Source organism: Pseudomonas sp. JQ36 (assembly GCF_053851495.1).
On record NZ_CM132642.1, the window covers coordinates 2079957 to 2104048 of the forward strand.

20 protein-coding genes are annotated in these 24092 nt (G+C 62.3%); 9 read left to right on the forward strand and 11 right to left on the reverse strand.

Annotation, left to right across the window (positions count from 1 at the left end; translation table 11 throughout):
- Positions 1-52 precede the first annotated feature (52 nt).
- A complete protein-coding gene (locus tag ACS4NR_RS09180; protein ID WP_456019791.1) occupies positions 53-1198 on the forward strand; it encodes a sterol desaturase/SRPBCC family protein in 1146 nt (381 codons plus the stop codon).
- Positions 1195-2265, forward strand: coding sequence for an SMP-30/gluconolactonase/LRE family protein (locus ACS4NR_RS09185; RefSeq protein ID WP_456019792.1), 1071 nt, complete (start codon positions 1195-1197; stop codon positions 2263-2265). Before ACS4NR_RS09180 ends, ACS4NR_RS09185 begins: the two co-directional genes overlap by 4 nt.
- 107 nt (positions 2266-2372) lie before the next feature.
- Here ACS4NR_RS09185 and ACS4NR_RS09190 read toward each other — a convergent pair whose 3' ends face one another.
- Both ACS4NR_RS09190 and ACS4NR_RS09195 read right to left on the reverse strand, forming a co-directional pair.
- Positions 2373-2537, reverse strand: a complete 165-nt coding sequence (locus tag ACS4NR_RS09190) for a hypothetical protein (RefSeq protein WP_166495921.1) — start codon at positions 2535-2537, stop codon at positions 2373-2375.
- Positions 2538-2646: 109 nt separating this feature from the next.
- Positions 2647-2889 (reverse strand): DUF465 domain-containing protein, encoded by a 243-nt coding sequence (locus ACS4NR_RS09195; protein WP_042559423.1) that lies wholly within the window; start codon positions 2887-2889, stop codon positions 2647-2649.
- Between the two features lie 203 nt (positions 2890-3092).
- On the opposite strand from ACS4NR_RS09195, the gene ACS4NR_RS09200 reads away from it, so the two are divergent.
- Positions 3093-3614, forward strand: coding sequence for a DUF4142 domain-containing protein (locus ACS4NR_RS09200; protein ID WP_456019793.1), 522 nt, complete (start codon positions 3093-3095; stop codon positions 3612-3614).
- Positions 3615-3676: 62 nt separating this feature from the next.
- Here ACS4NR_RS09200 and ACS4NR_RS09205 read toward each other — a convergent pair whose 3' ends face one another.
- Positions 3677-3946 carry a hypothetical protein gene (locus ACS4NR_RS09205; RefSeq protein WP_139053717.1) on the reverse strand — a complete coding sequence of 90 codons (270 nt, stop codon included), beginning with the start codon at positions 3944-3946 and terminating at the stop codon, positions 3677-3679.
- Between the two features lie 249 nt (positions 3947-4195).
- On the opposite strand from ACS4NR_RS09205, the gene ACS4NR_RS09210 reads away from it, so the two are divergent.
- The 6 genes from ACS4NR_RS09210 to ACS4NR_RS09235 are packed head-to-tail and all read left to right on the forward strand — an operon-like array spanning position 4196 to position 9623.
- Positions 4196-5047, forward strand: coding sequence for an STAS domain-containing protein (locus ACS4NR_RS09210; protein WP_095136271.1), 852 nt, complete (start codon positions 4196-4198; stop codon positions 5045-5047).
- 4 nt (positions 5048-5051) lie between these two features.
- Positions 5052-5414, forward strand: coding sequence for an STAS domain-containing protein (locus ACS4NR_RS09215; RefSeq protein ID WP_456019794.1), 363 nt, complete (start codon positions 5052-5054; stop codon positions 5412-5414).
- On the forward strand, positions 5411-5815 hold the full coding sequence (locus ACS4NR_RS09220; RefSeq protein WP_003225570.1) for an anti-sigma regulatory factor: 405 nt from the start codon (positions 5411-5413) through the stop codon (positions 5813-5815). The genes ACS4NR_RS09215 and ACS4NR_RS09220 overlap by 4 nt, the downstream gene beginning before the upstream one ends.
- Positions 5812-6822: an ATP-binding protein gene (locus ACS4NR_RS09225; RefSeq protein WP_456020380.1), complete on the forward strand. Its 1011-nt coding sequence runs from the start codon at positions 5812-5814 to the stop codon at positions 6820-6822. Before ACS4NR_RS09220 ends, ACS4NR_RS09225 begins: the two co-directional genes overlap by 4 nt.
- Positions 6815-7690: a sensor histidine kinase gene (locus tag ACS4NR_RS09230; protein WP_456019796.1), complete on the forward strand. Its 876-nt coding sequence runs from the start codon at positions 6815-6817 to the stop codon at positions 7688-7690. The genes ACS4NR_RS09225 and ACS4NR_RS09230 overlap by 8 nt, the downstream gene beginning before the upstream one ends.
- Positions 7680-9623 (forward strand): response regulator, encoded by a 1944-nt coding sequence (locus ACS4NR_RS09235; protein WP_456019797.1) that lies wholly within the window; start codon positions 7680-7682, stop codon positions 9621-9623. Before ACS4NR_RS09230 ends, ACS4NR_RS09235 begins: the two co-directional genes overlap by 11 nt.
- Positions 9624-11484: 1861 nt before the next feature.
- Here ACS4NR_RS09235 and ACS4NR_RS09240 read toward each other — a convergent pair.
- From ACS4NR_RS09240 to ACS4NR_RS09275, 8 genes are all read right to left on the reverse strand, one after another.
- Positions 11485-14118, reverse strand: coding sequence for an excinuclease ABC subunit A (locus tag ACS4NR_RS09240; protein WP_456019798.1), 2634 nt, complete (start codon positions 14116-14118; stop codon positions 11485-11487).
- A gap of 179 nt (positions 14119-14297) precedes the next feature.
- On the reverse strand, positions 14298-16409 hold the full coding sequence (locus ACS4NR_RS09245; RefSeq protein ID WP_456019799.1) for an ATP-binding protein: 2112 nt from the start codon (positions 16407-16409) through the stop codon (positions 14298-14300).
- Between the two features lie 135 nt (positions 16410-16544).
- Entirely contained in the window at positions 16545-17234 is a 690-nt protein-coding gene (locus ACS4NR_RS09250) for a GntR family transcriptional regulator (protein ID WP_456019801.1), read from the reverse strand.
- A gap of 351 nt (positions 17235-17585) precedes the next feature.
- On the reverse strand, positions 17586-18245 hold the full coding sequence (locus tag ACS4NR_RS09255) for a DUF799 domain-containing protein (protein WP_115984870.1): 660 nt from the start codon (positions 18243-18245) through the stop codon (positions 17586-17588).
- Positions 18242-18610: a DUF4810 domain-containing protein gene (locus tag ACS4NR_RS09260; protein ID WP_003225593.1), complete on the reverse strand. Its 369-nt coding sequence runs from the start codon at positions 18608-18610 to the stop codon at positions 18242-18244. Before ACS4NR_RS09260 ends, ACS4NR_RS09255 begins: the two co-directional genes overlap by 4 nt.
- 28 nt (positions 18611-18638) lie before the next feature.
- The gene (locus tag ACS4NR_RS09265) at positions 18639-19325 is read right to left on the reverse strand and encodes a CsgG/HfaB family protein (protein ID WP_177439976.1); all 687 of its coding nucleotides are present in this window, start codon (positions 19323-19325) and stop codon (positions 18639-18641) included.
- Positions 19326-19596: 271 nt separating this feature from the next.
- Positions 19597-22695, reverse strand: coding sequence for an error-prone DNA polymerase (locus ACS4NR_RS09270; RefSeq protein WP_456019802.1), 3099 nt, complete (start codon positions 22693-22695; stop codon positions 19597-19599).
- Complete coding sequence (locus ACS4NR_RS09275) at positions 22671-24086, reverse strand: Y-family DNA polymerase (RefSeq protein WP_095136291.1); 1416 nt, start codon at positions 24084-24086, stop codon at positions 22671-22673. The genes ACS4NR_RS09270 and ACS4NR_RS09275 overlap by 25 nt, the downstream gene beginning before the upstream one ends.
- Positions 24087-24092 lie beyond the last annotated feature (6 nt).

Genomic DNA, 24092 nt, shown 5'->3' on the forward strand with positions numbered 1-24092 from the left:
GCCGGATCGGCTAATCTGCCGGGTATAACAACAATACCCACAGGTGAACGCAGTGAGGCAGACCACCGAGGCATTTCGCAGCCGCTACCGTGCGGCGATTCATCCGTTGTACACCCCGTGGCTGCACGGCGCCTTCGTGCTGCTGTTTGGCGTGCTGGCAATCGGCGCCTTCTGGAGCAGCGCGCATCAGGTGCAGCCGCTGGAATGGCTGAGCGTGCCGCTGACCCTGCTGCTGTTCAACTTTGGCGTGTACATGGTCCATCGCCATCTCGGTCACCACAAAAAGACGTTCGCCAAGCTGTTCTATGCCCGACATGCCGGTGACCATCACAGCTTTTTCACCCCCGGGCACATGACTTACGACGGCGCCCGCGACTGGCGGGTGATTTTGTTTCCGGCCTGGCTGATCGTCGTGCATACGCTGGTTTTCACCCTGCCGCTGTGGTGGCTGCTCGCGCAGTTCAACACCAATGTCGCCGGGCTGTTCGGCGGCTGCATGGTCTTGGGTTATCTGGCCTACGAGGTGTTTCACGCCTGCGAGCATCTACCGCCGAATAATCCGCTGACCCGCCTGCCATGGATCCGCCAGATGCGGCATCTGCACGAACTGCATCACCGCCGCGAGTGCATGCAGGAGCGTAATTTCAATATCGTTTTTCCGCTGATGGACTACCTGTTCGGCACCCTTTACTGGGAGCCGCAACCCGCCCCGTTGCGCTATTCGAGATCGCCCATGACCCGCATGCAGCACCAGATCGATATCGCCGGCGAACCGATCGCCGTGCTCCGCTACGCCGCCAGCGTCGACCACTGGCCCGAGTGGCACCCGTCGTCGCTGAAAATCCAAGGCCCGCAAGGCCCGCTGCATGCCGGCGCGCGTTTCGAAGAAGACATTCATGCCGGCGGGCGCGCCGGCCATTTGCGCTGGGAGGTCACCGAGTATCTGCCCGGTCGCCGCTGGTGCGCCCGGGCGCGGGGCGATCATGGCCTGTCGCTGCTGCTGACCTACGAGTGCACGGCGCAGGGTGACGGCACGCGGTTCGTGCGCACTCTGGATTACCGGTTCGAGGGGCTGGGCATGCGCCTGGCCAATCTGCTGCTGCTCAAGCGCCGCATCGAACGTGAATCGGCAACCTCGATGCAGGCCTTGCGCGACATGGCGCTCAGGCACCTGACGCTGACGGGGCACCTTTCATGAAGCGCCTGCTGTTATTGCTGGTGATCCTCGTCATCGCGTTTGTGCTGCTGATGCCGACCAAGGTGCAGCCGGTGGCGTGGAAACCGCCAGCGGCTCCGTCACTGAACGAAGGGGTTTACGCAGAAAACCAGCGGCTCAAGGGCGTCGAACAGGTTGGCCCGAGCGACATCGACGGCCCCGAAGCACTGCTGCTGGAGGGCGATTACCTGATCACTGGTCTGCATGACGGGCGCCTGATCCGCACCAGCCTCGATGGCAAAACGCGCAAAGTGCTGAGTGACACTGGCGGCCGGCCGCTGGGCCTGGCGCGGCATCCCAACGGTTTGCTGGTGATTGCCGACGGGGTCAAGGGTTTGCTGTCGCTCGACGCTCAGGGTCAGTTGATTCCGCTGACCACCGAGGCCAATGGCCTGCCCTTCGGTTTCACTGATGATGTGACGATCGACAAGTCCGGGCACTACGCCTATTTCAGCGATGCCAGCAGCCGCTGGGGCTACGGCCATGACGGTGAGGCGATCATCGAGCACGCTGGCGACGGGCGTCTGTTGCGTTATGACTTCCAGACCGGCAAGACCAGCGTGCTGCTGGACAAACTGCAGTTTGCCAACGGCGTGACCCTCGGCCCGGATGACGCCTATGTGCTGGTCAATGAAACCGGCGCCTATCGCATCAGCCGTTACTGGCTGATTGGGCCCAAGGCCGGCACCCATGATCTGTTCATCGAAAACCTGCCCGGCCTGCCGGACAACCTCGCGTTCAATGGCAGCAATCGCTTCTGGGTCGCGCTGTACGCGCCGCGCAGTGCCTTGCTCGACGGCACCGCCGGGCATCCGCTGCTGCGCAAGATGATCGTGCGCGCGCTGATGGTGCTGCCGAAGCCGGTGGAGAAACGCGGGTTTGTCCTGGGGCTGGATCTTGAGGGCAAGGTGATCGCCAATCTGCAGGACGCCAGCAACGGCAATTACTCGCCGATTACCACTGCGCGGGAATATGGGGACTGGTTGTATCTAGGGTCGCTGAAGGCTACGCACATGGCGCGGTTGCCGTTGGCGGATGCGTTGAAGTGAGCCTGCTGGTTTTGTGTTAGATCAACTGACGTCATCGCGAGCAGGCTCACTCCTACAGTTGACCGCATTCCAACTGTAGGAGTGAGCCTGCTCGCGAAGGCGGTCTGTCAGTTACCGGATCTGTCGAACTTGTCCGGATCTTCGTCTTCAGGAAGATCTTCGTCCGGCTCTTCGGGAAAAGTGGTGGTGTGCGCTGGGCTGTTGGGCTCAGGGTGCGTGGGCACCGGGTCGAAACCGCCCTGCTCTTCACTGGGGAATCTGGGTGTGTTCATGTGGCACCTCGCAGAGAGTCGCTGAATGAAGACTCTGAACATTCGAGGTGCCGAGGGTGGTTGTCGTTCCAATCAATCCGCAACCGTGGGTCGGCGGATCATCCGGGGATCAGGACGGCGCCTGCAAATGGCTGACTATTTCGTCCTTGACCTTCAGACGCTTCTCTTTGAGTTTTTTCAGTGCGTCGTCGCTGGGGGCGTCCGAGGTGGCCGTTTCGGCCTTGACCACGTCGGCGTCAGCCTGGGAATACTTGTTGATCAGTGAATCCAGTCGTGGATCCTGGGTGCGTTTTTGCTGGATCTCTTCCTTCGTGCAGCTCAAGTCCTGAAACAGGTCATGGGGAACCGGCATGGAACACCTCCGTCAGTTGATCGGCAGCCGACGCGACCGATGCGTCAGCCCATATCAGAATGGCCTTGGTTGAGAGGTTCTGTCGACCACCTGTCAGACCAGCGGTGGCCGTTCGTCGCCCTTTCGGAAACACGATCAAACCTTTTCCCTCTCCGCTCCCTCCATTGCATAACGTCAACAAAAACCTGTGTGGAGATACATCAATGGACGGATTCAACCTGCGTCATCTCGTTTTGGCTGTAGCCCTGAGCGCGGGCATGGGCAGTGCCTTCGCCGCTACCTCGAACGACTTCGTCGACAATGCCGCTGCCGGTGGCATCGCCGAGATCGAGACCAGCCGCCTCGCCCTGGAAAAAAGTCAGTCGGCCGACATCAAGGCGTTCGCCAACATGATGATCACCGACCACAGCAAGGCCAACGATGAACTGGCCAGCATTGCCAAGGCCAATGACATCGAAGTTCCGGACACCACCACCCTGGTCAAACAGGCCAAGGAAAAAATCCTCGACATGCGCGATGAATCCTTCGACGCGGCCTACGCCAACAACCAGGTCAAGGCCCACGAAGAAACCATCGAACTGTTCAAGAAAGAAGCCAACACCGTGACCGACGACAAGACCAAAGGCGCTACCGAGCTGAAAGCCTTTGCACAGAAAATGCTGCCGGCGCTGGAAAAACACCTGACCGCGGCCAAAGAGCTGCAGGCCAAGCACCCGAGCAAGTAACCCGGGCGCTGTACAGCAAAAGGCCGCATTGATTAATGCGGCCTTTTGTCGTTTCAGCGCGATCAACCGCCGTCAGTATCGATGTCGGCATCGGTTTCTTCACCGGGCTTCGGGCGATCAGGCTCAGGCTCGAAACCGGGGCTGAACTCGTTGTCGTTGTCGGTGTGTTTGTTCTTTTGATCCACCGCCGGATCGGCGCTCTGCGCCTGCTCGGTGCCACCCGTGGGTTGCGTTGGCGGACTCTGTCCCGGCACTTGCGGGTCGATGGCCGGGTCGTTGCGATTAATCGGTTCGGCGTCCGGTTTCTGTTGTTGTTGCGATTGCTCGTTCATAGCCACCTCGTTTTTCAATGCTGGCGCGTCTCAAACCCGCCGGCCTTGTATATTCGAAGCCGCTACGGTGCCAACGTTCAAAACATCGCTGGTTTCAGGGGCGCCGACTAGAGTTACCGGGCACTTCTTGCGTCAGATCAAAAATATCCCTGAGCAACCGAACAACTATTTTGAACGGCAAAGGTCACTGACTTCGCACCGGTCACTTTTTACAGAACCGACCCCAATACGCTACGGAGCAACAGGCACATGGCAGCACTGCAGAACAGCACATTCGATGCGATGAAAAACAAACAACCACAACTGCTGAGCGAATGGATCAACGGCCTGGAAGCCAGCGGCGCCACCCGCAACCTCAAAGACCATGACCTGCAACAACAGACCAGCGAATTCCTGCAATTGGTGATCAATGGCCTGCAGGATGACAACGGCACCAACATCAATGCGCCGGGTTGGGAAGCCACCCGCCAGTTCCTCGAAAAGCTCTCCCACAGCCGCGCCCAGCTCGGTCAGGATTCGCAACAGACCGCCAGTTTCATCTTCGCCCTGAAGGGCCCGCTGTTTGCCCTGCTGCAAGCGCACTACAAAGAACAGCCAGCGCTGCTCGCCGAACAACTCTGGGAAATTTCCGAACTGTTCGACGCCTTCGGCATGCACACCATCCGCACCTTCCAGAAGTCCCGTGAAGCGGTGATCAAACGCCAACAGGAAGAACTGCTGGAGCTCTCCACGCCGGTGGTCAAGCTGTGGGATGGCGTCCTGGCGCTGCCGATGATCGGCACCCTCGACTCGCAACGTACTCAAGTGGTGATGGAGTCCTTGCTGCAACGCATCGTCGACACCGGTTCGGAAATCGCCATCATCGACATCACCGGCGTACCGACCGTCGACACCCTGGTCGCCCAGCACCTGCTGAAAACCGTGACCGCGATTCGCCTGATGGGCGCCGACTGCATCATCAGCGGCGTGCGTCCGCAAATCGCCCAGACCATCGTCCACCTGGGCCTCGATCTGCAAGGCGTGGTGACCAAGGCCAATCTGGCCGACGCGCTGAAGCTTGCCCTCACCCGCCTGGGCATCAGCCTCGGCAAAGCGGTCTGAGCCGATGGAACGTATCCCGATTCTCCAAATGGGCAAATTTCTGCTGGTGACCATTCAGGTCGACATGCATGACCAACTTGCCCTCACGTTGCAGGACGACTTGTCCGAGCGCATCAGCAACACTTCGGCTCGCGGTGTGCTGATCGATATCTCAGCGCTGGACATGGTCGACTCGTTCATTGGCCGGATGATCAGCACCATCTCTGGGCTGTCGAAAATCATGGACGCCGAAACCATGCTGGTCGGCATGCAGCCGGCCGTGGCGATCACCCTGGTCGAACTCGGCCTGACCCTGCCCGGCGTCAGCACCGCACTGAACGTCGAGCGCGGGATGAAACTGCTGCAGGAACGAGTAGACCGGCGATGACCGTACGCAGCAGCGGTACTCAACCCATCCATATCGAGCAGGATGTCGTGCTCGCACGCCAGACCGCCCGCAAACTCGCCACCGAATGCGGGATGCGCCTTATCGACCTGACCAAAATGGTCACGGCGGTCAGCGAACTGGCCCGCAACACCATGGTGTACGGTGGCGGCGGCGACATGGACTGGCAAATTCTCGATGAAGATCACAAGGTCGGTCTGCGCTTGACGTTCCGCGACGAAGGCCCCGGTATTGCCGATATCAAACTGGCGATGACCGACGGCTGGACCTCCGGCAGCGGCATGGGCTTGGGCCTGACCGGGGCAAAACGCCTGGTCGAAGAATTCGAACTGGACACCGAGCCGGGCAAGGGCACGCGAATAACGATCACCCGATGGACATGAATATCGCAGGGTCACTGACCCAGGTGCTGCTGATCGAAGACAGCAGCCAGATCGGCCACGCCCGGCGCACCGCGCAACGGCTCGCCGAGCAACATGGCTTTGATGAGACCGATGCCGGGCGGGTAGCGCTGGTCGCCACCGAACTGGCCAGCAACGTGCTCAAGCACGCCAGCCGCGGCGAGCTTCATCTGCGGTTGTTGCCGCGCCCAAGCGGGTTCGGCATCGAAATGCTCGCTGTCGATCGCGCACAGGGCTTTGACCTTGACGCCTGCCTGACCGATGGATTTTCCACCGGCGGCACCCAGGGTATCGGCCTGGGTGCCGTGGCGCGGCAGACCGAAGTCTTCGACGTGCACGCCGACGCCCGTGGCGCCGTGCTGCTGGCGCGTCTGTATCCGCGCAACGACCGGCACCCCGACTTGCGTTACGGCGTCAGCCAGCACTCGCTGCACAACGACCCGGCGTGCGGCGACACCTGGCACCTGGCGTACAACGGCGCCAATGTCAGTGCGCTGGTGATCGACGGCCTCGGCCACGGTGAGGATGCCGAACGCGCGGCCAAGGCCGGCGAACGGGTGTTCGCCGAGACCCCGTTCGCCAGCCCGGTGCTGCTGATGGAGGATATGCACCGCGACATGATCGGCAGCCGTGGCGGCGCCGCCGCGTTCGCCCAGTACAATGCCGTCCGCGATGGCCTGACCTTTACTGGCGTGGGCAACATCGGCGCCAGCCTGATCACCGCCGACAAGTCGCGGGGCCTGGCCTCGCACCCGGGCATCGTCGGCGGCCAATACCGGAAAGCCCAGCCCTTTGACTATGCTCACGTGAACGGACATCTATTGATCATGTACAGCGACGGCCTGCAGTCCCGTTGGAATCTTCAAGACTACCCCGGTCTGGTGCACCGCCATCCTGCCGTGATAGCCAGCGTCCTGCACCGTGACTTCTGTCGCGGCCGCGACGATGTAACCGTGCTGGTCGTTGCTCTGGAGGCCGCCCATGGCTGAGTCGCCAAGCCTGAATGCCGCCGAACAGGCTGCGCTGATCGCCCGATTGCAGAGCGAGACCGCGGCCCTGCGCGAGGAACTCGACGAAACCAACCAGGGCGTGCTGGCGCTCTACGCCGAGCTCGACACCCAGGCCGAACAACTGCGCCAGGCCTCGGATCTGAAAAGCCGTTTCCTGTCGTACATGAGCCATGAGTTCCGCACGCCGCTGGGTTCGATCCTGAGCATCAACAGCTTGCTCGCCGACGAGCTCGACGGCCCGCTCAGCCCCGAGCAGCACAAGCAGGTTGCGTTCGTCAGCAGCGCCGCCCGCGAACTGAGCGACATGGTCGATGACCTGCTCGATCTGGCGAAAATCGAAGCCGGACGGATCAGTATTTCTCCGGCGTGGTTCGACATGTTCGACCTGTTCTCTGCCCTGCGCGGGATGTTCCGGCCGATCGTCGATGCCTCGGCAGTGGATCTGATTTTCGAAGAGCCGGTCGGCCTGCCACGGCTGTACACCGACGACAAGAAACTCGCGCAGATCCTGCGCAATTTCATTTCCAACTCGCTGAAGTTCACCACCCGTGGTGAAGTGCGGGTCTCGGCGCGTCTGGAAGGCTCGGACAAAGTACGTTTTGCCGTCAGCGACACCGGGATCGGTATCGCGCCGGAGCTGCACGGCGCATTGTTCGAGGACTTCTCGCAGGTCGACTCGCCGTTGCAGAAACGTCTGCGCGGCACCGGCCTCGGCTTGTCGCTGTGCAAGCGCTTCGCCGCCCTGCTCGGAGGCGAGGTCGGGATGGACAGCAAGCCGGGGGTCGGATCGACCTTTTTCGTGATCATTCCACTGGCGCTCGCCCTGGAGAATGTCGATGAAACGTGACATCCGTCTGTTGATCGTCGACGACAACGTCGCCACCCGCTACGCCTTGCGCCGGCGCCTGGAGCGCCATGGCTACGAGGTGCTGGAGGCCGGCACCGGCAGCGAGGGCCTGGCGCTGATCGCGAGCGAGGTACTTGATGCACTGATCCTCGACGTCAACCTGCCGGACATGAGTGGCTTCGACATCGTGCGGATCCTGCGCGCCGATGCACACACCGCGCTGCTGCCGGTGATCCACGTGTCTGCCGCGTCGATCCAGACCGGCGACATCATCACCGGCCTGAACGCCGGGGCCGACGCCTACCTGATTCACCCGGTAGACCCGGACGTGCTATTGGCGACCCTGCGCACTCTGCTGCGGGTACGTGATACCGAAAACGCGCTGCGTGAGAGCGAGGCCCGGTTTCGCGAGATTTTCGTCAATGTCTCGGCGCCGATTGCCGTGCTCGACGCCAACCTGAAAGTGCATGAGTGCAACCACGCCTTCACGCAGATGATTCAGGACAACCGCAACCCGGAAACGCTCAGCGAGTGCTTTGACCAAGACCAGGGCGCGATCCTCAACGAGTTGCGCCTGCGGCTGGTCGATGGCGAGCGCTGGAAAGGCACGTTGAACATGCGCGTACAGGGCGAGGTTCGCGAAACCGAGTGGCAGATTTCGCCATATCGCACGCCGCAGCTGAGCCTGGTATTCGTCGAAGACGTCACCGAGCATCGCCACCGCGAGCGCTCGCACCTGGCACAGCTGGACGACACCACCACACAACTGGCCAAGGAAGTCGCCGAGCGGGTGCGCGCCGAATCGCAGTTGCTGCAAGTGCAGAAGATGGACGCACTGGGCAAGCTCACCGGAGGCATCGCCCACGACTTCAACAATCTGCTGACCGGGATCATCACCAGCCTCGAACTGATCCAGAAACGCATGGCCGATGCGCGTCCGGACAAGGTGCAGTTCTACGCCGAAGCCGCACTGAATTCGGCGATGAGTGCGGCGTCCCTCACTCATCGTCTGCTGGCCTTCGCCCGCCAACAGCCGCTGGATACCCGGCCGGTGGACATCAATGAGCAGGTGCGCTCGCTGGAAGAACTGCTGATGCGCACCATCGGCGAACGCATCACCCTAAAACTTGAGCTGACTAACAAACCGGCGGTTGCCCTGGTCGACCCGGTGCAGTTGGAAAGCGCTGTGCTGAATCTGGTGATCAATGCCCGGGATGCGCTGCCCAGGGGTGGCAATATCTGGGTCAACACCTATGCGGCGTATTCCCATGGCGACCCGAATCTGGCCGATGGTGCGTATGTCGCGCTCTCGGTGCGCGATGACGGCACCGGTATCGAGCACAGTGTGATCGACAAGGTGTTCGATCCGTTCTTCACCACCAAACCGCTGGGCCAGGGTACTGGTCTGGGGTTGTCGACGATTTACGGTTTCGCCCGCCAGTCCGGTGGCGATGCGCACATCCGCAGCGTCGCACGGCGTGGCACCGAAGTGACCATCATGCTGCCGGCGACGAACGACCCGACCGGTGCCGACATCCCGGCGCCGAAGGTGGATCCGCAGGGTGCCGGCGAGCATGTCTTGATTGTCGAGGACATGCCGGCAGTGCGCATGTTCGTTACCGAAGTGCTGGAAGACGCGGGTTACCGCTGCACGCAGGCGGCGGATATCGAAACCGCGCTGGAGCGCTTGCAGAATGATCCGACGATCGACCTGCTGCTGAGCGACGTCGGCCTGCCGCGCATGAGCGGCCGGGAACTGGCGGACGTGGCGCGGGGCTGGCGTGAAAGCCTGCCGATTCTGTTCATGACCGGTTATGCCGAGACCGCGATCAATCGCCAGGTGTTCCTGGGCAGCGGCATGGAAATGCTGGTCAAACCGTTCCAGATCAGCGAACTGCTGGACAAGGTCCGCCGCACGCTTGATGGCGCCTGACACACCGCTTTCGCGAGCAAGCCCGCTCCCACACTGGGTCTGTGTTGATCACCAGCCTTGTGCACCCCGCAAAACCTGTGGGAGCCGGGCTTGCCCGCGAAGGCGTCGGAACATTCAGCATCTCTATTGCCTGACACACCGCTTTCGCGAGCAAGCTCGCTCCCACACGGGATCGGTGTTGATCACCAGCCTTGTGCACACCGCAAAACCTGTGGGAGCCGGGCTTGCCCGCGAAGGCGTCGGAACATTCAGCATCTCTATTGCCTGACACACCGCTTTCGCGAGCAAGCCCGCTCCCACCCTGGATCTGTGTTGATCACCAGCCTAGTGCTCACTGCAGAATCTGTGGGAGCCGGGCTTGCTCGGAACGCGTCGGAACATTCAGCATCTCATTGCCTGACACACCGCTTTCGCGAGCAAGCCCGCTCCCACCCTGGATCGGTGTTGATCACCAGCCTTATGCACACCGCAAAACCTGTGGGAGCCGGGCTTGCTCGCGAACGCGTCGGAACATTCAGCATCTCTATTGCCTGACACACCGCTTTCGCGAGCAAGCTCGCTCCCACACTGGGTCTGTGTTGATCACCAGCCTTGTACACCCCGCAAAACCTGTGGGAGCCGGGCTTGCTCGCGAAGGCGTCGGAACATTCAGCATCTCTATTGCCTGACACACCGCTTTCGCGAGCAAGCTCGCTCCCACCCTGGATCGGTGGTGATCACCAGCCTTTTGCACCCCGCAACACCTGTGGGAGCCGGGCTTGCCCGCGAACGCGTCGGAACATTCAGCATCTCTATTGCCTGACACACCGCGTTCGCGAGCAAGCTCGCTCCCACACTGGATCTGTGTTGATCACCAGCCTCGTGCACACCGCAGAATCTGTGGGAGCCGGGCTTGCTCGCGAAGGCGTCGGAACATTCAGCATCTCTATTGCCTGACACACCGCTTTCGCGAGCAAGCTCGCTCCCACACTGGATCTGTGTTGATCACCAGCCTCGTGCACACCGCAGAATCTGTGGGAGCCGGGCTTGCTCGCGAACGCGTCGGAACATTCAGCATCTCTATTGCCTGACCCGCCGCCATCGCTGGCAAGCCAGCTCCCACACGGGACCGGTGGTGATCACCAGCCTTTTGCACTGCGCAAAATCTGTGGGAGCCGGGCTTGCTCGCGAACGCGTCGGAACATTCAGCATCTCATTGCCTGACACACCGCTTTCGCGAGCAAGCCCGCTCCCACACTGGATCTGTGTTGATCACCAGCCTAGTGCTCACCGCAGAATCTGTGGGAGCCGGGCTTGCTCGCGAACGCGTCGGAACATTCAGCATCTCTATTGCCTGACACACCGCTTTCGCGAGCAAGCTCGCTCTTACACGGGATTGGTGGTGATCACCAGCCTTTTGCACACCGCAACACCTGTGGGAGCCGGGCTTGCTCGCGATGGCGTCGGAACATTCAGCATCTCTATTGCCTGACACACCGCTTTCGCGAGCAAGCCCGCTCCCACACTGGGTCTGTGTTGATCACAAGCTCTGTGCACACCGCAAAACCTGTGGGAGCCGGGCTTGCTCGCGATGGCGTCGGAACATTCAGCATCTCTATTGCCTGACACACCGCTTTCGCGAGCAAGCTCGCTCCCACACTGGATCTGTGTTGATCACCAGCCTAGTGCTCACCGCAGAATCTGTGGGAGCCGGGCTTGCTCGCGGAGGCGTCGGAACATTCAGCATCTCTATTGCCTGACCCGCCGCCATCGCTGGCAAGCCAGCTCCCACACGGGATCGGTGGTGATCACCAGCCTTTTGCACTGCGCAAAATCTGTGGGAGCTAGCCTGCTGGCGATGGGGCCAGTGGGATCGCCGTGGTTATCGGCTCAAGGCCCGGGCCAGAAACGGTGCGGTTCGGCTCTTCTTGCTCGCGGCGACTTTCTGCGGCGTGCCGGCGGCGACGATTTTGCCGCCCTGATCACCAGCCCCCGGGCCGATGTCGATCACCCAGTCACTCTGCGCCACCACGCGCATTTCATGCTCGACGACGATCACTGTGTGCCCTGCCGTGACCAGGTTGTCCAGTTGCTCCAGCAGCCGGTCGACATCGCGCGGGTGCAGTCCGGTGGTCGGTTCGTCCAGCACATAAAGGGTCGCACCGCGCTGATTGCGCTGCAGCTCAGTGGCCAGTTTGATCCGTTGTGCTTCACCACCGGACAACTCGGTGGCCGGTTGCCCAAGCCGCAGATAACCGAGGCCAATGTCACGCAGCACCTCCAGTGAACGGCGAATCCCCGGCTGTTCGCCGAACACCTCAACCGCCTCATCCACCGTCAGTTGCAGCACCTGGGCAATGCTCAAGCCCTGCCACTGAATCGCCAACGTGTGCGGGTTGTAGCGCGCACCATGACAGGTCGGGCACGGCGCATACACGCTCGGCATAAACAGCAACTCGACACTGACAAAACCTTCACCCTCGCAGGTCGGGCAACGGCCCTTGGCGACGTTGAAGGAAAACTGCCCGGCGTCATACCCCGCCGCCCGTGCCTCGGGCGTGGCGGCGAACAGTTTGCGCACGTTATCGAACAGACCGGTGTAGGTCGCCAGATTCGAACGTGGCGTGCGGCCGATGGGTTTCTGATCAACCTGCACCAGGCGCTTGATCGACTCCAACCCCGCAGTCACCTGGCCGCTGCTGGCCTGCGGCGCATCGTCTTCGAGGCTGAGTTCTTCCGGCTCGTTCTCAATCAGCAGCCGCCCAAGTTGCGCGCCGACCAGTTCGAGCAACGCCTGACTGACCAGACTCGACTTGCCCGAGCCGGAAACCCCGGTCACCGAGGTGAAGCAGCCCAAGGGAAATTCAGCGCTGAGGTTGTGCAGGTTATTGCGGCTGATGCCATCGAGTTTCAGCCAACCGGACGGCTTGCGCGCGGTGCGGGTCTGCCGCTCGCTCTCGGCAAACAGGTAGGCGCGGGTCTGCGATTCGTCGATCTCGGCCAACCCTGCCGGCGGGCCGCTGTACAACACCCGGCCACCCTTCTCGCCCGCCGCCGGACCGACGTCGATCAGCCAGTCGGCGCGGCGCATGGTTTCCAGATCGTGCTCGACCACAAACAGCGTATTGCCGTCAGCCTTCAGCCGCTGCAAGGCTTCGAACAGCGCCTCGCCATCGGCCGGATGCAGACCGGCGGACGGCTCGTCGAGCACGTAGATCACGCCGAACAGTTGCGAGCCCAATTGCGTCGCCAGGCGCAGGCGCTGCAACTCGCCGGACGACAGTGTCGGCGTGCTGCGCTCCAGCGCCAGATAACCGAGGCCCAGATCGGTCAGGGTGCTGACCCGCTCCAGCAAGTCCTCGGCAATCCGCTGCGCTGCCAGACGTTTTTCCAGCGACAGGTTTGGCGTGTGGCGCACGTCCGGCGCACTGGCGTGGCCGCTGGCACCGTGCGCCACGCGCTGCTGACGGGCCTCGCGGGTTTGCGCATGGCTGAGGGTTTCGGCGCTTTCTTCGGCCTGCTGCAGATAGGTCGCCGCAGCCACGGGTTTCAATACTTCGGCCACTTGCAGCAATGGCATCTGCGACAGTTCACCGATGTCGTAACCGGCAAAGGTTACCGACAACGCTTCACGCTTGAGGCGTTTGCCGTCGCACAACGGGCACGGGCTGCCAAGCATGAATTGCGCAACGCGCTTCTTCATCAGCGCGCTTTGCGAGTGGGTGAAGGTGTGCAGGATGTAGCGTCGGGCGCCGGTGAAGGTGCCCTGATAACTCGGCTCCATCTTGCGCTTGAGAGCGACCCGGGTTTCCTCCGGGGTCAACCCGGCGTACACCGGCACGGTTGGGGTTTCTTCGGTGAACAGAATCCAGTCACGCTGCTTTTTCGGCAGTTTCTTCCAGGGAATATCGACGTCGATGCCCATGGTCACGAGGATGTCGCGCAGGTTCTGCCCCTGCCACGCCAGCGGCCAGGACGCCACGGCGCGTTGGCGGATGGTCAGATTCGGATCGGGCACCATCAGCGCCTCTGTTACCTCGTAGACCCGCCCTAGACCGTGGCACTCAGGGCACGCGCCTTGGGGGGTGTTCGGCGAAAAATCCTCGGCATAGAGCATCGGCTGCCCCGGCGGATAACTGCCGGCGCGGGAATAAAGCATGCGGATCAGGCTCGACAAGGTGGTCACGCTGCCCACCGACGACCGCGTGCTCGGCGTACCACGCTGCTGTTGCAGGGCCACGGCGGGCGGCAGGCCTTCGATGGAATCGACGTCCGGCACCCCGACCTGATCGATCAGCCGCCGCGCATACGGCGCCACCGACTCGAAATAACGCCGCTGGGCTTCAGCGTACAACGTTGAAAACGCCAGCGACGACTTGCCCGAACCCGATACTCCAGTGAACACCACCAGCGCATCGCGGGGGATGTCGACGTCGACATTCTTCAGATTGTGTTCACGGGCGCCACGCACCCGAACCATGCCGGCGGGTGCTTTGGAGGTGCGTTTGGAAGTCATGGGCGGGCCTTGATCGGAAAATGTGAGTCGAACACAAAACATGTGGCGAGGGAGCTTGCTCCCGCTGGGCTGCGAAGCGGCCCCAAATCCAGACGAATCAACCCGGCAGGTAAACCGCGGTTTCCGGGTTTACGACTGCTGCGCAGCCGAGCGGGAGCAAGCTCCCTCGCCACAGGGAATCAGGCATTGAGCACCGAGCGAATCATCTGCAACAACGCCTCCGGGCCATACGGCTTGCCGAGCAAATGCGTGTCCGGACTCAACTGGTGGTTGCGCGAAATGATGTCGCGGGTGTGGCCGGAGGTGAACAGCACCGCCACCGGCGGCGTCTGCACTTTGGCCCACGCCGCCAGATCGGAGCTTTTGATCAGCCCCGGCATCACCACGTCGGTGAAAATCAGATCCACGTCGATCCCTTCCAGCAGCATCTGCATCGCCACGTCGCCATTGCTGGCGGTCAGCACGCGGTAGCCTTCTTCGCGCAGCAACTCCACGGCCGAAGCGCGCACCGCGTCGTTATCCTCGACCACCAGAATGGTCTCGTGACCGCCGCCCTGTTGCGGGTCGACGTTCGGCGTCTCATCGAGAACCGGACGCAGGCTGCGCGGAAAGTACAGTTGCACCCGCGTGCCTTCGCCCACGGTGCTGTCGATCTCGACGTGACCACCACTTTGTTTGACGAAGCCGAACACCATGCTCAGACCGAGCCCGGTGCCCTGGCCATCGGCTTTGGTGGTGAAGAACGGTTCGAACACCTGCTCGAGCATTTGCGGCGCAATGCCGACGCCGGTATCGCTGACCATCACCCGCACGAAATCGCCGGCAACGATGCCTTTGCCGGTGCAAAAGTTGCTGTCCAGCCGGGTATTGAGGGCGCTGAGGACGATCGTGCCCTCGCCTTTCATCGCATCGCGGGCGTTGATCGCCAGATTGAGAATGGCGTTTTCCAGTTGATTGCGGTCGACGTTGATGTGCCACGGGTCCAGCGGCACTTGCACATCGATCTGAATGGTTTCGCCCAACGCGCGCTGCAGCAATTCGCCGACGCCGTCGAAGATCTGCCGCGGATCGCATACCGCCGGTGACAACGGCTGGCGCCGGGCAAAAGCGAGCAGTTGCGACGACAGCTTGGCACCGCGCTCGACCGCTGCCAGCGAGGCGCTGACCCGGCGTTGCACGTTGGCATTGTCCGGCTCATGCCGCGCCAGCAGGTGCAGGTTGCCGGCGATCACTTGCAGCAGGTTGTTGAAGTCGTGGGCCACGCCGCCGGTCAGTCCGCCGATGGCTTCAAGCTTCTGCGACTGGCGCAATTGCTCTTCCGCCGCCAGCCGGGCATCCACTTCGTTAGCCACCCGTTGCTCCAGGTTGCGCGTGAATTTGAGCAGGGATTCTTCGGCGATCTTGCGTTCATGGATGTCGATCAACACCCCGGGGAAACGGAACGGCGCGCCGTGTTCGTCGAACTCGCAGGCGCCACTGGCGAGCACCCACAGGTAGCTGCCGTCCGCCCGCCGCACGCGGTATTCGGCGTTGTACGGCTCGCCGGTCTGCAGCGAATGACTGACCCGGTCATGCACCCACGCCAGGTCATCCGGGTGAATCCGCGACTCATTGACCGATTGCGGCAGGTTGCTCAGGTCCTGATCCGGCGGATAGCAAAAGGTCCGGGCGAAACGCTCGTCGGCCGACAGCACATTGTTCTTCACGTCCCAGACAAACGAGCCAAGCAAGGCCCCGGCATTCAGCGCCAGACGCACCCGCTCGTTGTCGGCCCGATAAGCGTCTTCTGCCGCCTGACGCAGGCGCTCGGAGCGCACTAACTCGGTGGTCTCGACCACCATCGCCATCACGCCGGAAGGCACCCCGTCATCGTTGGCCACCGGGCTGTAATACAGATCCATCCAGACATCTTCGGGCACGCCATCGCGCAACAGCACCAGTTCCTTGTTGCGGTAGGACAAGGTGCCGCCCGCCAGACAGGTGTCGACCACGTGCCGGTTGAACTCGGCGACTTCCGGCCACCCCAGTTCCACCGGTGCGCCCAGCAGATACGGGTGGCGACCACCGGCAAACTGCGAGTAGGCGTCGTTGTAGATCATGTACCCGGCGTGGCCCCAGAGCATGACCATCGGCAAGGGCGAGGCCAGCATCAATTGCACGGTGCTGCACAGACTGGCAGGCCAGGTGTCGAGCGGGCCGAGTTCGGTGAGGCGCCAGTCGAACGCGCAAATGCGTTCGGCCATCTCGCCTTTCCAGCCGTCGCAACCGTGGCTATCGGATAAAAACTGCATCGATTGACTCGGTGTCCTGTGGTGTTTGCCCGATGTATCGCAACGCTGAACGAACGCGGCGCCCCTGTGTTTCGAGCGCCGCCGGCCGCATTGGTTTCATTGAAGGTATAGCCGATTTCTCGCTGCGGCCCGGGTTCAGACCCCGATCAGGTGTTTGAGCGGATGGTAGCCAGTTTTCATCTTCGCGGCGACGTCGAGAATCGCCTTCTCGATGCCGTTCAAATGCGTGCAGGTCAGTTCGATGGCGGCGTTCTGGTCGCCCGCCTCGATGTATTCGATCAGGCGCAGATGTTCGTTGTCACGGCAGGCTTCATGGCTGTCGTCATCGAGTGCGGCGACATACAGCGAGGCGCGGGAAATCAGCTTCTGGAACCAGTCGAGCAGCACCGGGTTGTTCAGGCTGCGCGCCAGTTTGAGGTGGAACTCGCCGAGCAGGTAAATCAATTGCTCATGGTCGCCCGCCGCGTGGGCTGCGTCCTCCAGTAGCAGGTGCTCGCGCAGAACCTGCATGGCGGCGGTGTCCTTGCGCCGACAGAGTTCGGTGACGATGCCGATCTCGATCAGCCGCCGGGTTTCGAACAGCGAGCGGATCTCTTCGTTGCTCGGCAACGACACCGATGCACCTTTATTCGGCTCGGTGGTGACCAGCCCCTCGGCTTCCAGTTGCTTGAGCGCGGCGCGTACCGACGTACGGCTGACATTGAACAGTTCGGCCAGCGACGCTTCACCCAGCTTCATCCCCGGACGCAGCGAACGCTTGCTGATCGCCTGGTAAACCCCTTGGTAGACGCGGTCGACCGTGGTTTCCAGTTTCTTCTCGGTCATTCGAACACTCCTTTAGCCTCGGGCAAACACGGTGTTCCAGAGTTGTGCGCTGTTTGCACCGATAAGTGTGGCGCAGGATATCGTCTTCGGCCTCCTGATGCAGGGTCTGGAACGATTAGGGCGAGATGACTTCGATTTGCCGACCCGCTCATTGCAAGCGTGGACGGTCAGCACTAAGGGGGGGCGAGCGATTTTGGCCGGCTGCCAAAGAAATCAATCGAAAAACACATTCCCCCTTGTGGGAGCGGGCTTGCTCGCGAAAGCGTCGGATCAGAAAAAAATTTAGCGACTGACCCACCGCATTCGCGAGCAAGCCCGCTCCCACAGGGGATTTCAGGCGTGCCGGTAATTTCAGTCCGTGCCGTATTTCGGCGAACGTGGGCCGTATAACAGGCCGGCGTGCTGACCGGCCGACAACAGGCGATTGCTCGCCACGCCAGCAATCGGGAAACCGGCATCGGTCGAACTGTTGATCACCTGCTTCACCGCCGCCGTGATCAGCATGCCGACCAGGCCGCCACCGCTGTTGTTGCCGCCCTCTTCGCTCGACGCCCGGGCCGAACCGGTCCACAGCGTGGTGCCTGATTTCAGATCGACCAGTTTGGCGGTGGCCGTCACTGCAGTTTCGCTGCTGATCACCATGTAACGCGTACCGTACTCGGTCACGGTGATGTACAGCGCAGCGTCGGCGCCGAAGATTTCCTTGAGCTTGTTGGCCGGTGCCTGATGAATGTCATCCGGGGTGGTCAGGCCGTTCTGACGGAAGGTTTCGTCCACCAGGGTGATCGGCAGCACGTAATACCCGGCCTCGGCCAGTGGGAACGTCACTTGCGACAACAGGCTGTACGACGCCTTCACGTCGGGCGAGGTGTTCAGCGGTGGCAGCACCAGAATGGTCTTCGGCCGCGCCTGCTTGTACGCCGAATAATCCACGGTCTTCGGCGCTACGCAGCCACCGAGTACGGTCAAGGCCAAACCGGCGACCAGCAGTTTCAGGGTGCGCGAGATCATTTGGCGTCTCCGGTCTTGGCGTTTTTAAGCAGAAAATCCATGTACGGGCCGGACTCGGGGAACAGCGCTTTCTCGGTGCGGAACTGCTGCACCATCTGATCGTCCTTGCCCATGCTCAGGTACAGCAGACCCAAGTGCGCGTGGTAACCCGGCGGCACGGCCTTGCCGGTGGAGCGGATCTTCTGCAGGTCGCGCTCCAGCACTTCGGCCTGAGCTTCCTTCGGCTCTTCGCCTTTGAAGTATTCGTAGACCTGCGGTTGGTAGTCTTCCCACTGGTACAGGGTTTTCGGGCTGCTGCAACCGGCCAGCAAGGCGCTGGCGGCCAGCGTCAGGGCCAGCAGCGACCGCGACAAAGTCAGATTCATGGGTGTTGCTCCTTGCAATGAATAGCGATCAGTTACCCGGTTTCCAGGCACCGGCGTTCATGCCATCGACCAGACGATTGATCGCCTCGCGCATGGCCAGATCGAGGACTTTGCCGTTGAGGGTGGAGTCGTACGCGGCGGTGCCGCCGAAGCCGATGATTTCGCGGTTGGACAAGGCGTATTCACCGGCGCCCTGAGTCGAATACACCACTTCGGAGGTGCTGATGTTGACGATGTTCAGGTTGACCTTGGCGTAGGCGACCTGGGTCTTGCCACGGCCGAGAATGCCGAACAGCTGGTGGTCGCCGGTTTCTTTGCGGCCGAACTCGGTGACGTCACCGGTGACCACGTAATCGGCGCCCTTGAGGCGCTGGGCCTGGCCCTTGATCGCCGCTTCCTGCTGGATTTCGCCCATGTTGTCGCGATCCAGTACCGAGAAACGGTTGGTCTGCTGCAAGTGCGTGATCAGGATGGTCTTGGCCTGGCCGCCGAGACGGTCAACGCCATCGGAGAAGATCCCGCGCATGTAGCTGGAGCGGTTATCGAACTTGCCCACCGCCATCGGTACGCGCGCGCCGGTCCAGACTTGCGTGGCGCTCTCGACCTTGGCCACCGGCAGTGCGCGGGAGCTTTCGGTGGCGCACCCGGCAAGGGAGCTGGCGAGGGTGCCGAGCACGGCAATCGCAACGCCTGAGACCAACATCCGGGAGATCATTCTCACTGTGCATTCCTTCTGAAAAAAACGGTGTGTCCCGGCACGGCTACGCGGTGGGGAGCGGAAAAGGGGCGGCATTATGACAAAGTGCCACCATTGGTGACAGAGATTTTTGACGCCAATCAATTGGCTTGTTTGGACACACACAAATCCCCCATGTGGGAGCGGGCTTGCTCGCGAAAGCGGTGTGTCAGCCACTTATTTGCCAACTGACACACCGTCTTCGCGAGCAAGCCCGCTCCCACAGGGGGGATTTGTGGTGTTCTGGGGTTTAGTGGAAGTCGCGGCTCTGCACGCGGATGCCGTCGAGCAGCGGACTCAGGTCGCTCAGCCGGCCAGCGATCAAATGCCGTACTTCGCCCTCCCGCTCCCAGCGGCCATCGACCTTGAGCAATTGTGAGCCGACCAGCACCTGACGCTGGCGCTCGGCCAGATCGCGCCAGACCACCACGTTGACGTTGCCAAACTCGTCCTCAAGGGTGACGAAGGTCACGCCGCTGGCAGTGCCCGGTCGCTGACGCCCGGTGACCAGCCCGGCGATGCTCACCGGCCGGCCGTGTTCGACGTCCAGCAACTCCCGCGAACTGCGGCAACGCCGCGCCTTCAGTTCGCCACGCAACAGCGCCAGTGGATGCGGCCCCAGCGTGGTGCCGATGGTCGCGTAATCGGCCTGCAGGTCCTCGCCGACGCTGGGTTTGGGCAGCAGCACATCGGCTTCTTCCTGGCTCGGTAACCCGGCAAACAGGCCCAGCTGTTTCTGCACCCCGGCGACTTCCCAGCGCGCGCGATGCCGATGGCCGGCCATCCCGCGTAACGCTCCGGAATCGGCGAGCAACGCTTGGGCGCGGCTGTCGAGCGCGGCGCGTTCGCCAAGATCGGCGACATCGGCAAACGCCCCCCGCGCCCGCGCCGCTTCGATGCGCCGGGCGTCCTCCTCGCGAAAGCCCTTGATCATCCGCAGGCCCATGCGAATCGCCGGTTGCGCGCCGCTGATCGGCTCCAGGCTGCAATCCCAGTCGCTGGCACGCACGTCCACCGGACGGATCTGCAATTGATGGCGGCGCGCGTCCTGCAGAATCTGATCCGGGCTGTAGAAACCCATCGGCCAACTGTTGATCAACGCGCAGGCGAACGCTGCCGGTTCGTGGCACTTGAGCCAGCAACTGGCGTAGGTCAACAAGGCGAAACTGGCAGCGTGGGATTCGGGAAAGCCATAGCTGCCGAAGCCCTTGATCTGCTCGAAGATCTGCGCGGCGAATTCCTCGGTGTAGCCGTTTTTCTTCATGCCGGCGGCCAGTCGCGCCTTGTGCGGCTCCAGCCCGCCGTGGCGTTTCCACGCGGCCATCGAGCGGCGCAACTGATCGGCCTCGCCGGGGCTGTAGTCGGCGGCGACAATGGCGATCTGCATCACCTGTTCCTGAAACAGCGGCACGCCGAGGGTACGTTTGAGCACCACTTCAAGTTCCGGCGAGGGATAGGTTTCCGGCTCTTCCTTGTTGCGACGGCGCAGATACGGATGAACCATCCCGCCCTGAATCGGCCCCGGGCGGACGATTGCGACCTCGATCACCAGATCGTAGAACTTAGCCGGTTTCAGGCGCGGCAGCATCGACATCTGCGCCCGCGATTCGATCTGGAACACGCCAATGGTGTCGGCACGGCTGATCATCTCGTAGGTCGCTTTGTCTTTATCAGGGATCGTCGCCAGGCTGAGATCCAGATGGCGATGACGGCGCAGCAAGTCAAAACAACGACGGATCGCACTGAGCATGCCGAGGGCGAGGATATCGACCTTGAGCAGCCCGACCGCGTCGAGGTCGTCCTTGTCCCACTGAATGATCGTGCGCTCGGCCATCGCGGCGTTTTCCACCGGCACCAGCGTATCCAGCGGTTGCTCGGAAATCACGAAACCGCCGGGGTGCTGCGACAGGTGCCGGGGGAAACCGATCAGTTGCCCGGTCAGGCTCAGCACTCGACGCAGCACCGGGCTGTCGGGGTCGAAGCCGCCTTCGAGCAAGCGTGCCAGCGGTGGTGTTTCATCGCTCCAGTGGCCGCAGCAGTCGGCCAGTGCATTGATCTGATCCGGCGGCAGCCCAAGGGCCTTGGCCACGTCACGCACCGCACCGGCGGCGTGGTAAGTGCTGACCACCGCCGTCAGCGCCGCACGCTGCCGGCCATATCGACGAAACACGTATTGCAGGACTTCTTCGCGACGCTCGTGCTCGAAATCGACGTCGATGTCCGGCGGCTCGTTGCGTTCCTTCGACATGAAACGTTCAAACAGCAGCGTGGTGCGGTCCGGGTCGATCTCGGTGATGCCCAGGGCAAAACACACCGCCGAGTTGGCCGCCGAACCGCGGCCCTGACAGAGGATCTGCTGATCGCGGGCGAAACGCACCACGTCGTGCACGGTGAGGAAGTAGCTTTCGTAGCCGAGTTCGGCGATCAGTTGCAATTCATCGTCGATTTGCTTGAGCACCTTGGCCTGCGGCCCTTTCGGCCAGCGCCAGGCAATGCCTTCTTCGGTCAGTTGGCGCAACCAGGAACTGCCGGTGTGCCCCTCCGGTACCAGTTCTTTCGGATACTCATAGCGCAACTCGCCCAGCTCGAAAGTGCAGCGCCGCGCCAGTTGCACCGAGGCGTCGAGCAACGCCGGCGGATACAACTCGCGCAACACCTCGAGGCTACGCAGATGGCGCTCGCCATTGGGGTGCAGGCGTAATCCGGCCTCGGCCACCGGGACGTGATGGCGGATCGCGGTCATGGTGTCCTGCAAGGCGCGCCGGCCACGGGCGTGCATGTGCACGTCGCCGCTGGCCACGGCGGCGATCTGCAGCTGCTCAGCCAGACTCAGCAGTGCCGCCAGCCGACGCTGATCGTCCTGCCCACGATGCAGCTGCACCGCCAGATACAGACGCTCGCCGAAGGTCTGTTTCAGCCAGCGCCCCTCCTCCACGTCATCGATGCTGTCCGGCACCCACACGGTGAACAACCCCGGCAGCGGCTCGCTGAAATCCTCGCGCAGCACCTGATACTGGCCCTTCTGCGTACGCCGCCGGGCCTGAGTGATCAAGCCGCACAAAGCCTGATAGCCCGCAAGATTTTCCACCAGTAGTAGCAGTTTCGGGCCGTTGTCGATGCGTATTTCGCTGCCGATGATCAGCGGCAGCTCTACCGCTTTCGCCGCTTGCCAGGCCCGGACGATCCCGGCCAAGGTGCACTCGTCGGTGATCGCCAGCGCCTGATAGCCGTGTTTTTTCGCCCGTTGGAACAGTTCAAGGGCGCTGGAGGCACCGCGCTGGAAACTGAAGTTCGACAGGCAGTGCAGCTCGGCATAGCCGTGGCTCATGCAAACCAGCCCTGCAGCCACAACGGCCCGCCCTCGCCCACGGCCCGATAGGCCCAACCCTGCTGACCGGCGCGGTTCTGGATCAGGTAGTAATCGCGGCGCACATCGTCGCCGTCCCACCAGCCGGATTCGATGCGCTCCGGGCCCATGAGAATCCGCGCTGAACCTTCGGCCACGCTCTGCGGTTCGCCGAGCAGCCAGCCCGGACGCTGCACGCTCGGCAAACCGCTGCAACGCTGCTTGTCGACGCCGTTCTGCCAGGCACATTCGGGGCGATGGTCGGCCTGAAAGCGCAAGCCCTGCACCGCGTCATCGCCGAGCCGTGCACGCAGACGTTCGCGCAATTGCTCCCAGGGCAAAGTCTGTTGCGGACGGTCATCGAACAGTTCCTGAAACTGCGGCACGAAACTCGGCAGGTCTTCGGCGCGCAGGCGAAAGCCGCGTACCGGGGCCTCGACCTGGACTTGTTCCAGTCGCCCACGAGCCAGTTCGAAGAGCATCGCCGGATCGCGCTCGGCGCTGAGCAGGCCGACCTTGATCAGCGTGTCCGGCAGCCCGGCGTGCTCCAGATGCAGGTCGAAACGCTGCACGCCGCTGTCACGTCCACAGAGGAACGCCGACAGGTCAGCGGTCAGACGCCGTAGCGGGAACAACAATGCCTGGTGGGATTGCACGTCGAAATTCAGTTCGATGCGCACATCGAAACGATCCGGCGGCAGGTAGAACGCCAAGGCCAGCGGCCGTGCGCCGAACAGGGTGTCGAGGTGTTTGAGCATCGACGCTTCGAAGCGCCGGGCCAGGGCCTGACGCGGCAGGCTTTGCAACTGGTTCAGGTTGCGCAGGCCCATGCGCGCCAGTGCCGTGGCGACCTGCGGCTCCAGCCCGACACGGTCGACGGGTAATTGCCCGAGGTGATGTTGCAAGGCTTCGCCGTCGGGCACCACCAGGCCGTCGTAGGCATTGGCCAGCACCCGCGCCGCCACCGGATTGGGCGCGGCGACGATGCGATGGCGGAAGCCCAACTCGGTCAGCTCCTTGCGCAGCCGTGCTTCGAACTGCGCCCAGGAGCCGAACAGGCCCAGGCTCGACTCGATCTCGAACACCACGGTACGCGGGTAATGCACGCTGACCTGCGCGCTGAAACGATAGGCCCACGCGGCGAGAAACTGCTGCCAGTGTTCGACCTCGGCGAGGTCGTAGTCGGCGGTGGCAAAACCTTTGCTCAACGCTTGTGCGGCGGTCATCGACTGGCCAGCGCGCAAGCCTAGTTGACGCGCCGCTGCATTCACCGCTTGCAAGACCCGGCGCTGGGCCGGGCCACTGAGCAGCACCAACGGCTCATCGGGATCGGCACGCTGACGCAGCACCGCGTCGAGGGCCAATTGCGGGAACAGAATACACACCCAGCGCATGACGAC

Bases quoted from the DNA above. Each gene is read 5' to 3' on its own strand.
- ACS4NR_RS09185 (WP_456019792.1), top strand. From the start codon at position 1,195: ATGAAGCGCCTGCTGTTATTGCTGGTGATCCTCGTCATCGCGTTTGTG.
- ACS4NR_RS09190 (WP_166495921.1), bottom strand. From the start codon at position 2,537: ATGAACACACCCAGATTCCCCAGTGAAGAGCAGGGCGGTTTCGACCCG.
- ACS4NR_RS09195 (WP_042559423.1), bottom strand. From the start codon at position 2,889: ATGCCGGTTCCCCATGACCTGTTTCAGGACTTGAGCTGCACGAAGGAA.
- ACS4NR_RS09200 (WP_456019793.1), top strand. From the start codon at position 3,093: ATGGACGGATTCAACCTGCGTCATCTCGTTTTGGCTGTAGCCCTGAGC.
- ACS4NR_RS09205 (WP_139053717.1), bottom strand. From the start codon at position 3,946: ATGAACGAGCAATCGCAACAACAACAGAAACCGGACGCCGAACCGATT.
- ACS4NR_RS09210 (WP_095136271.1), top strand. From the start codon at position 4,196: ATGGCAGCACTGCAGAACAGCACATTCGATGCGATGAAAAACAAACAA.
- ACS4NR_RS09215 (WP_456019794.1), top strand. From the start codon at position 5,052: ATGGAACGTATCCCGATTCTCCAAATGGGCAAATTTCTGCTGGTGACC.
- ACS4NR_RS09220 (WP_003225570.1), top strand. From the start codon at position 5,411: ATGACCGTACGCAGCAGCGGTACTCAACCCATCCATATCGAGCAGGAT.
- ACS4NR_RS09225 (WP_456020380.1), top strand. From the start codon at position 5,812: ATGAATATCGCAGGGTCACTGACCCAGGTGCTGCTGATCGAAGACAGC.
- ACS4NR_RS09230 (WP_456019796.1), top strand. From the start codon at position 6,815: ATGGCTGAGTCGCCAAGCCTGAATGCCGCCGAACAGGCTGCGCTGATC.
- ACS4NR_RS09235 (WP_456019797.1), top strand. From the start codon at position 7,680: ATGAAACGTGACATCCGTCTGTTGATCGTCGACGACAACGTCGCCACC.
- ACS4NR_RS09240 (WP_456019798.1), bottom strand. From the start codon at position 14,118: ATGACTTCCAAACGCACCTCCAAAGCACCCGCCGGCATGGTTCGGGTG.
- ACS4NR_RS09245 (WP_456019799.1), bottom strand. From the start codon at position 16,409: ATGCAGTTTTTATCCGATAGCCACGGTTGCGACGGCTGGAAAGGCGAG.
- ACS4NR_RS09250 (WP_456019801.1), bottom strand. From the start codon at position 17,234: ATGACCGAGAAGAAACTGGAAACCACGGTCGACCGCGTCTACCAAGGG.
- ACS4NR_RS09255 (WP_115984870.1), bottom strand. From the start codon at position 18,245: ATGATCTCGCGCACCCTGAAACTGCTGGTCGCCGGTTTGGCCTTGACC.
- ACS4NR_RS09260 (WP_003225593.1), bottom strand. From the start codon at position 18,610: ATGAATCTGACTTTGTCGCGGTCGCTGCTGGCCCTGACGCTGGCCGCC.
- ACS4NR_RS09265 (WP_177439976.1), bottom strand. From the start codon at position 19,325: ATGATCTCCCGGATGTTGGTCTCAGGCGTTGCGATTGCCGTGCTCGGC.
- ACS4NR_RS09275 (WP_095136291.1), bottom strand. From the start codon at position 24,086: ATGCGCTGGGTGTGTATTCTGTTCCCGCAATTGGCCCTCGACGCGGTG.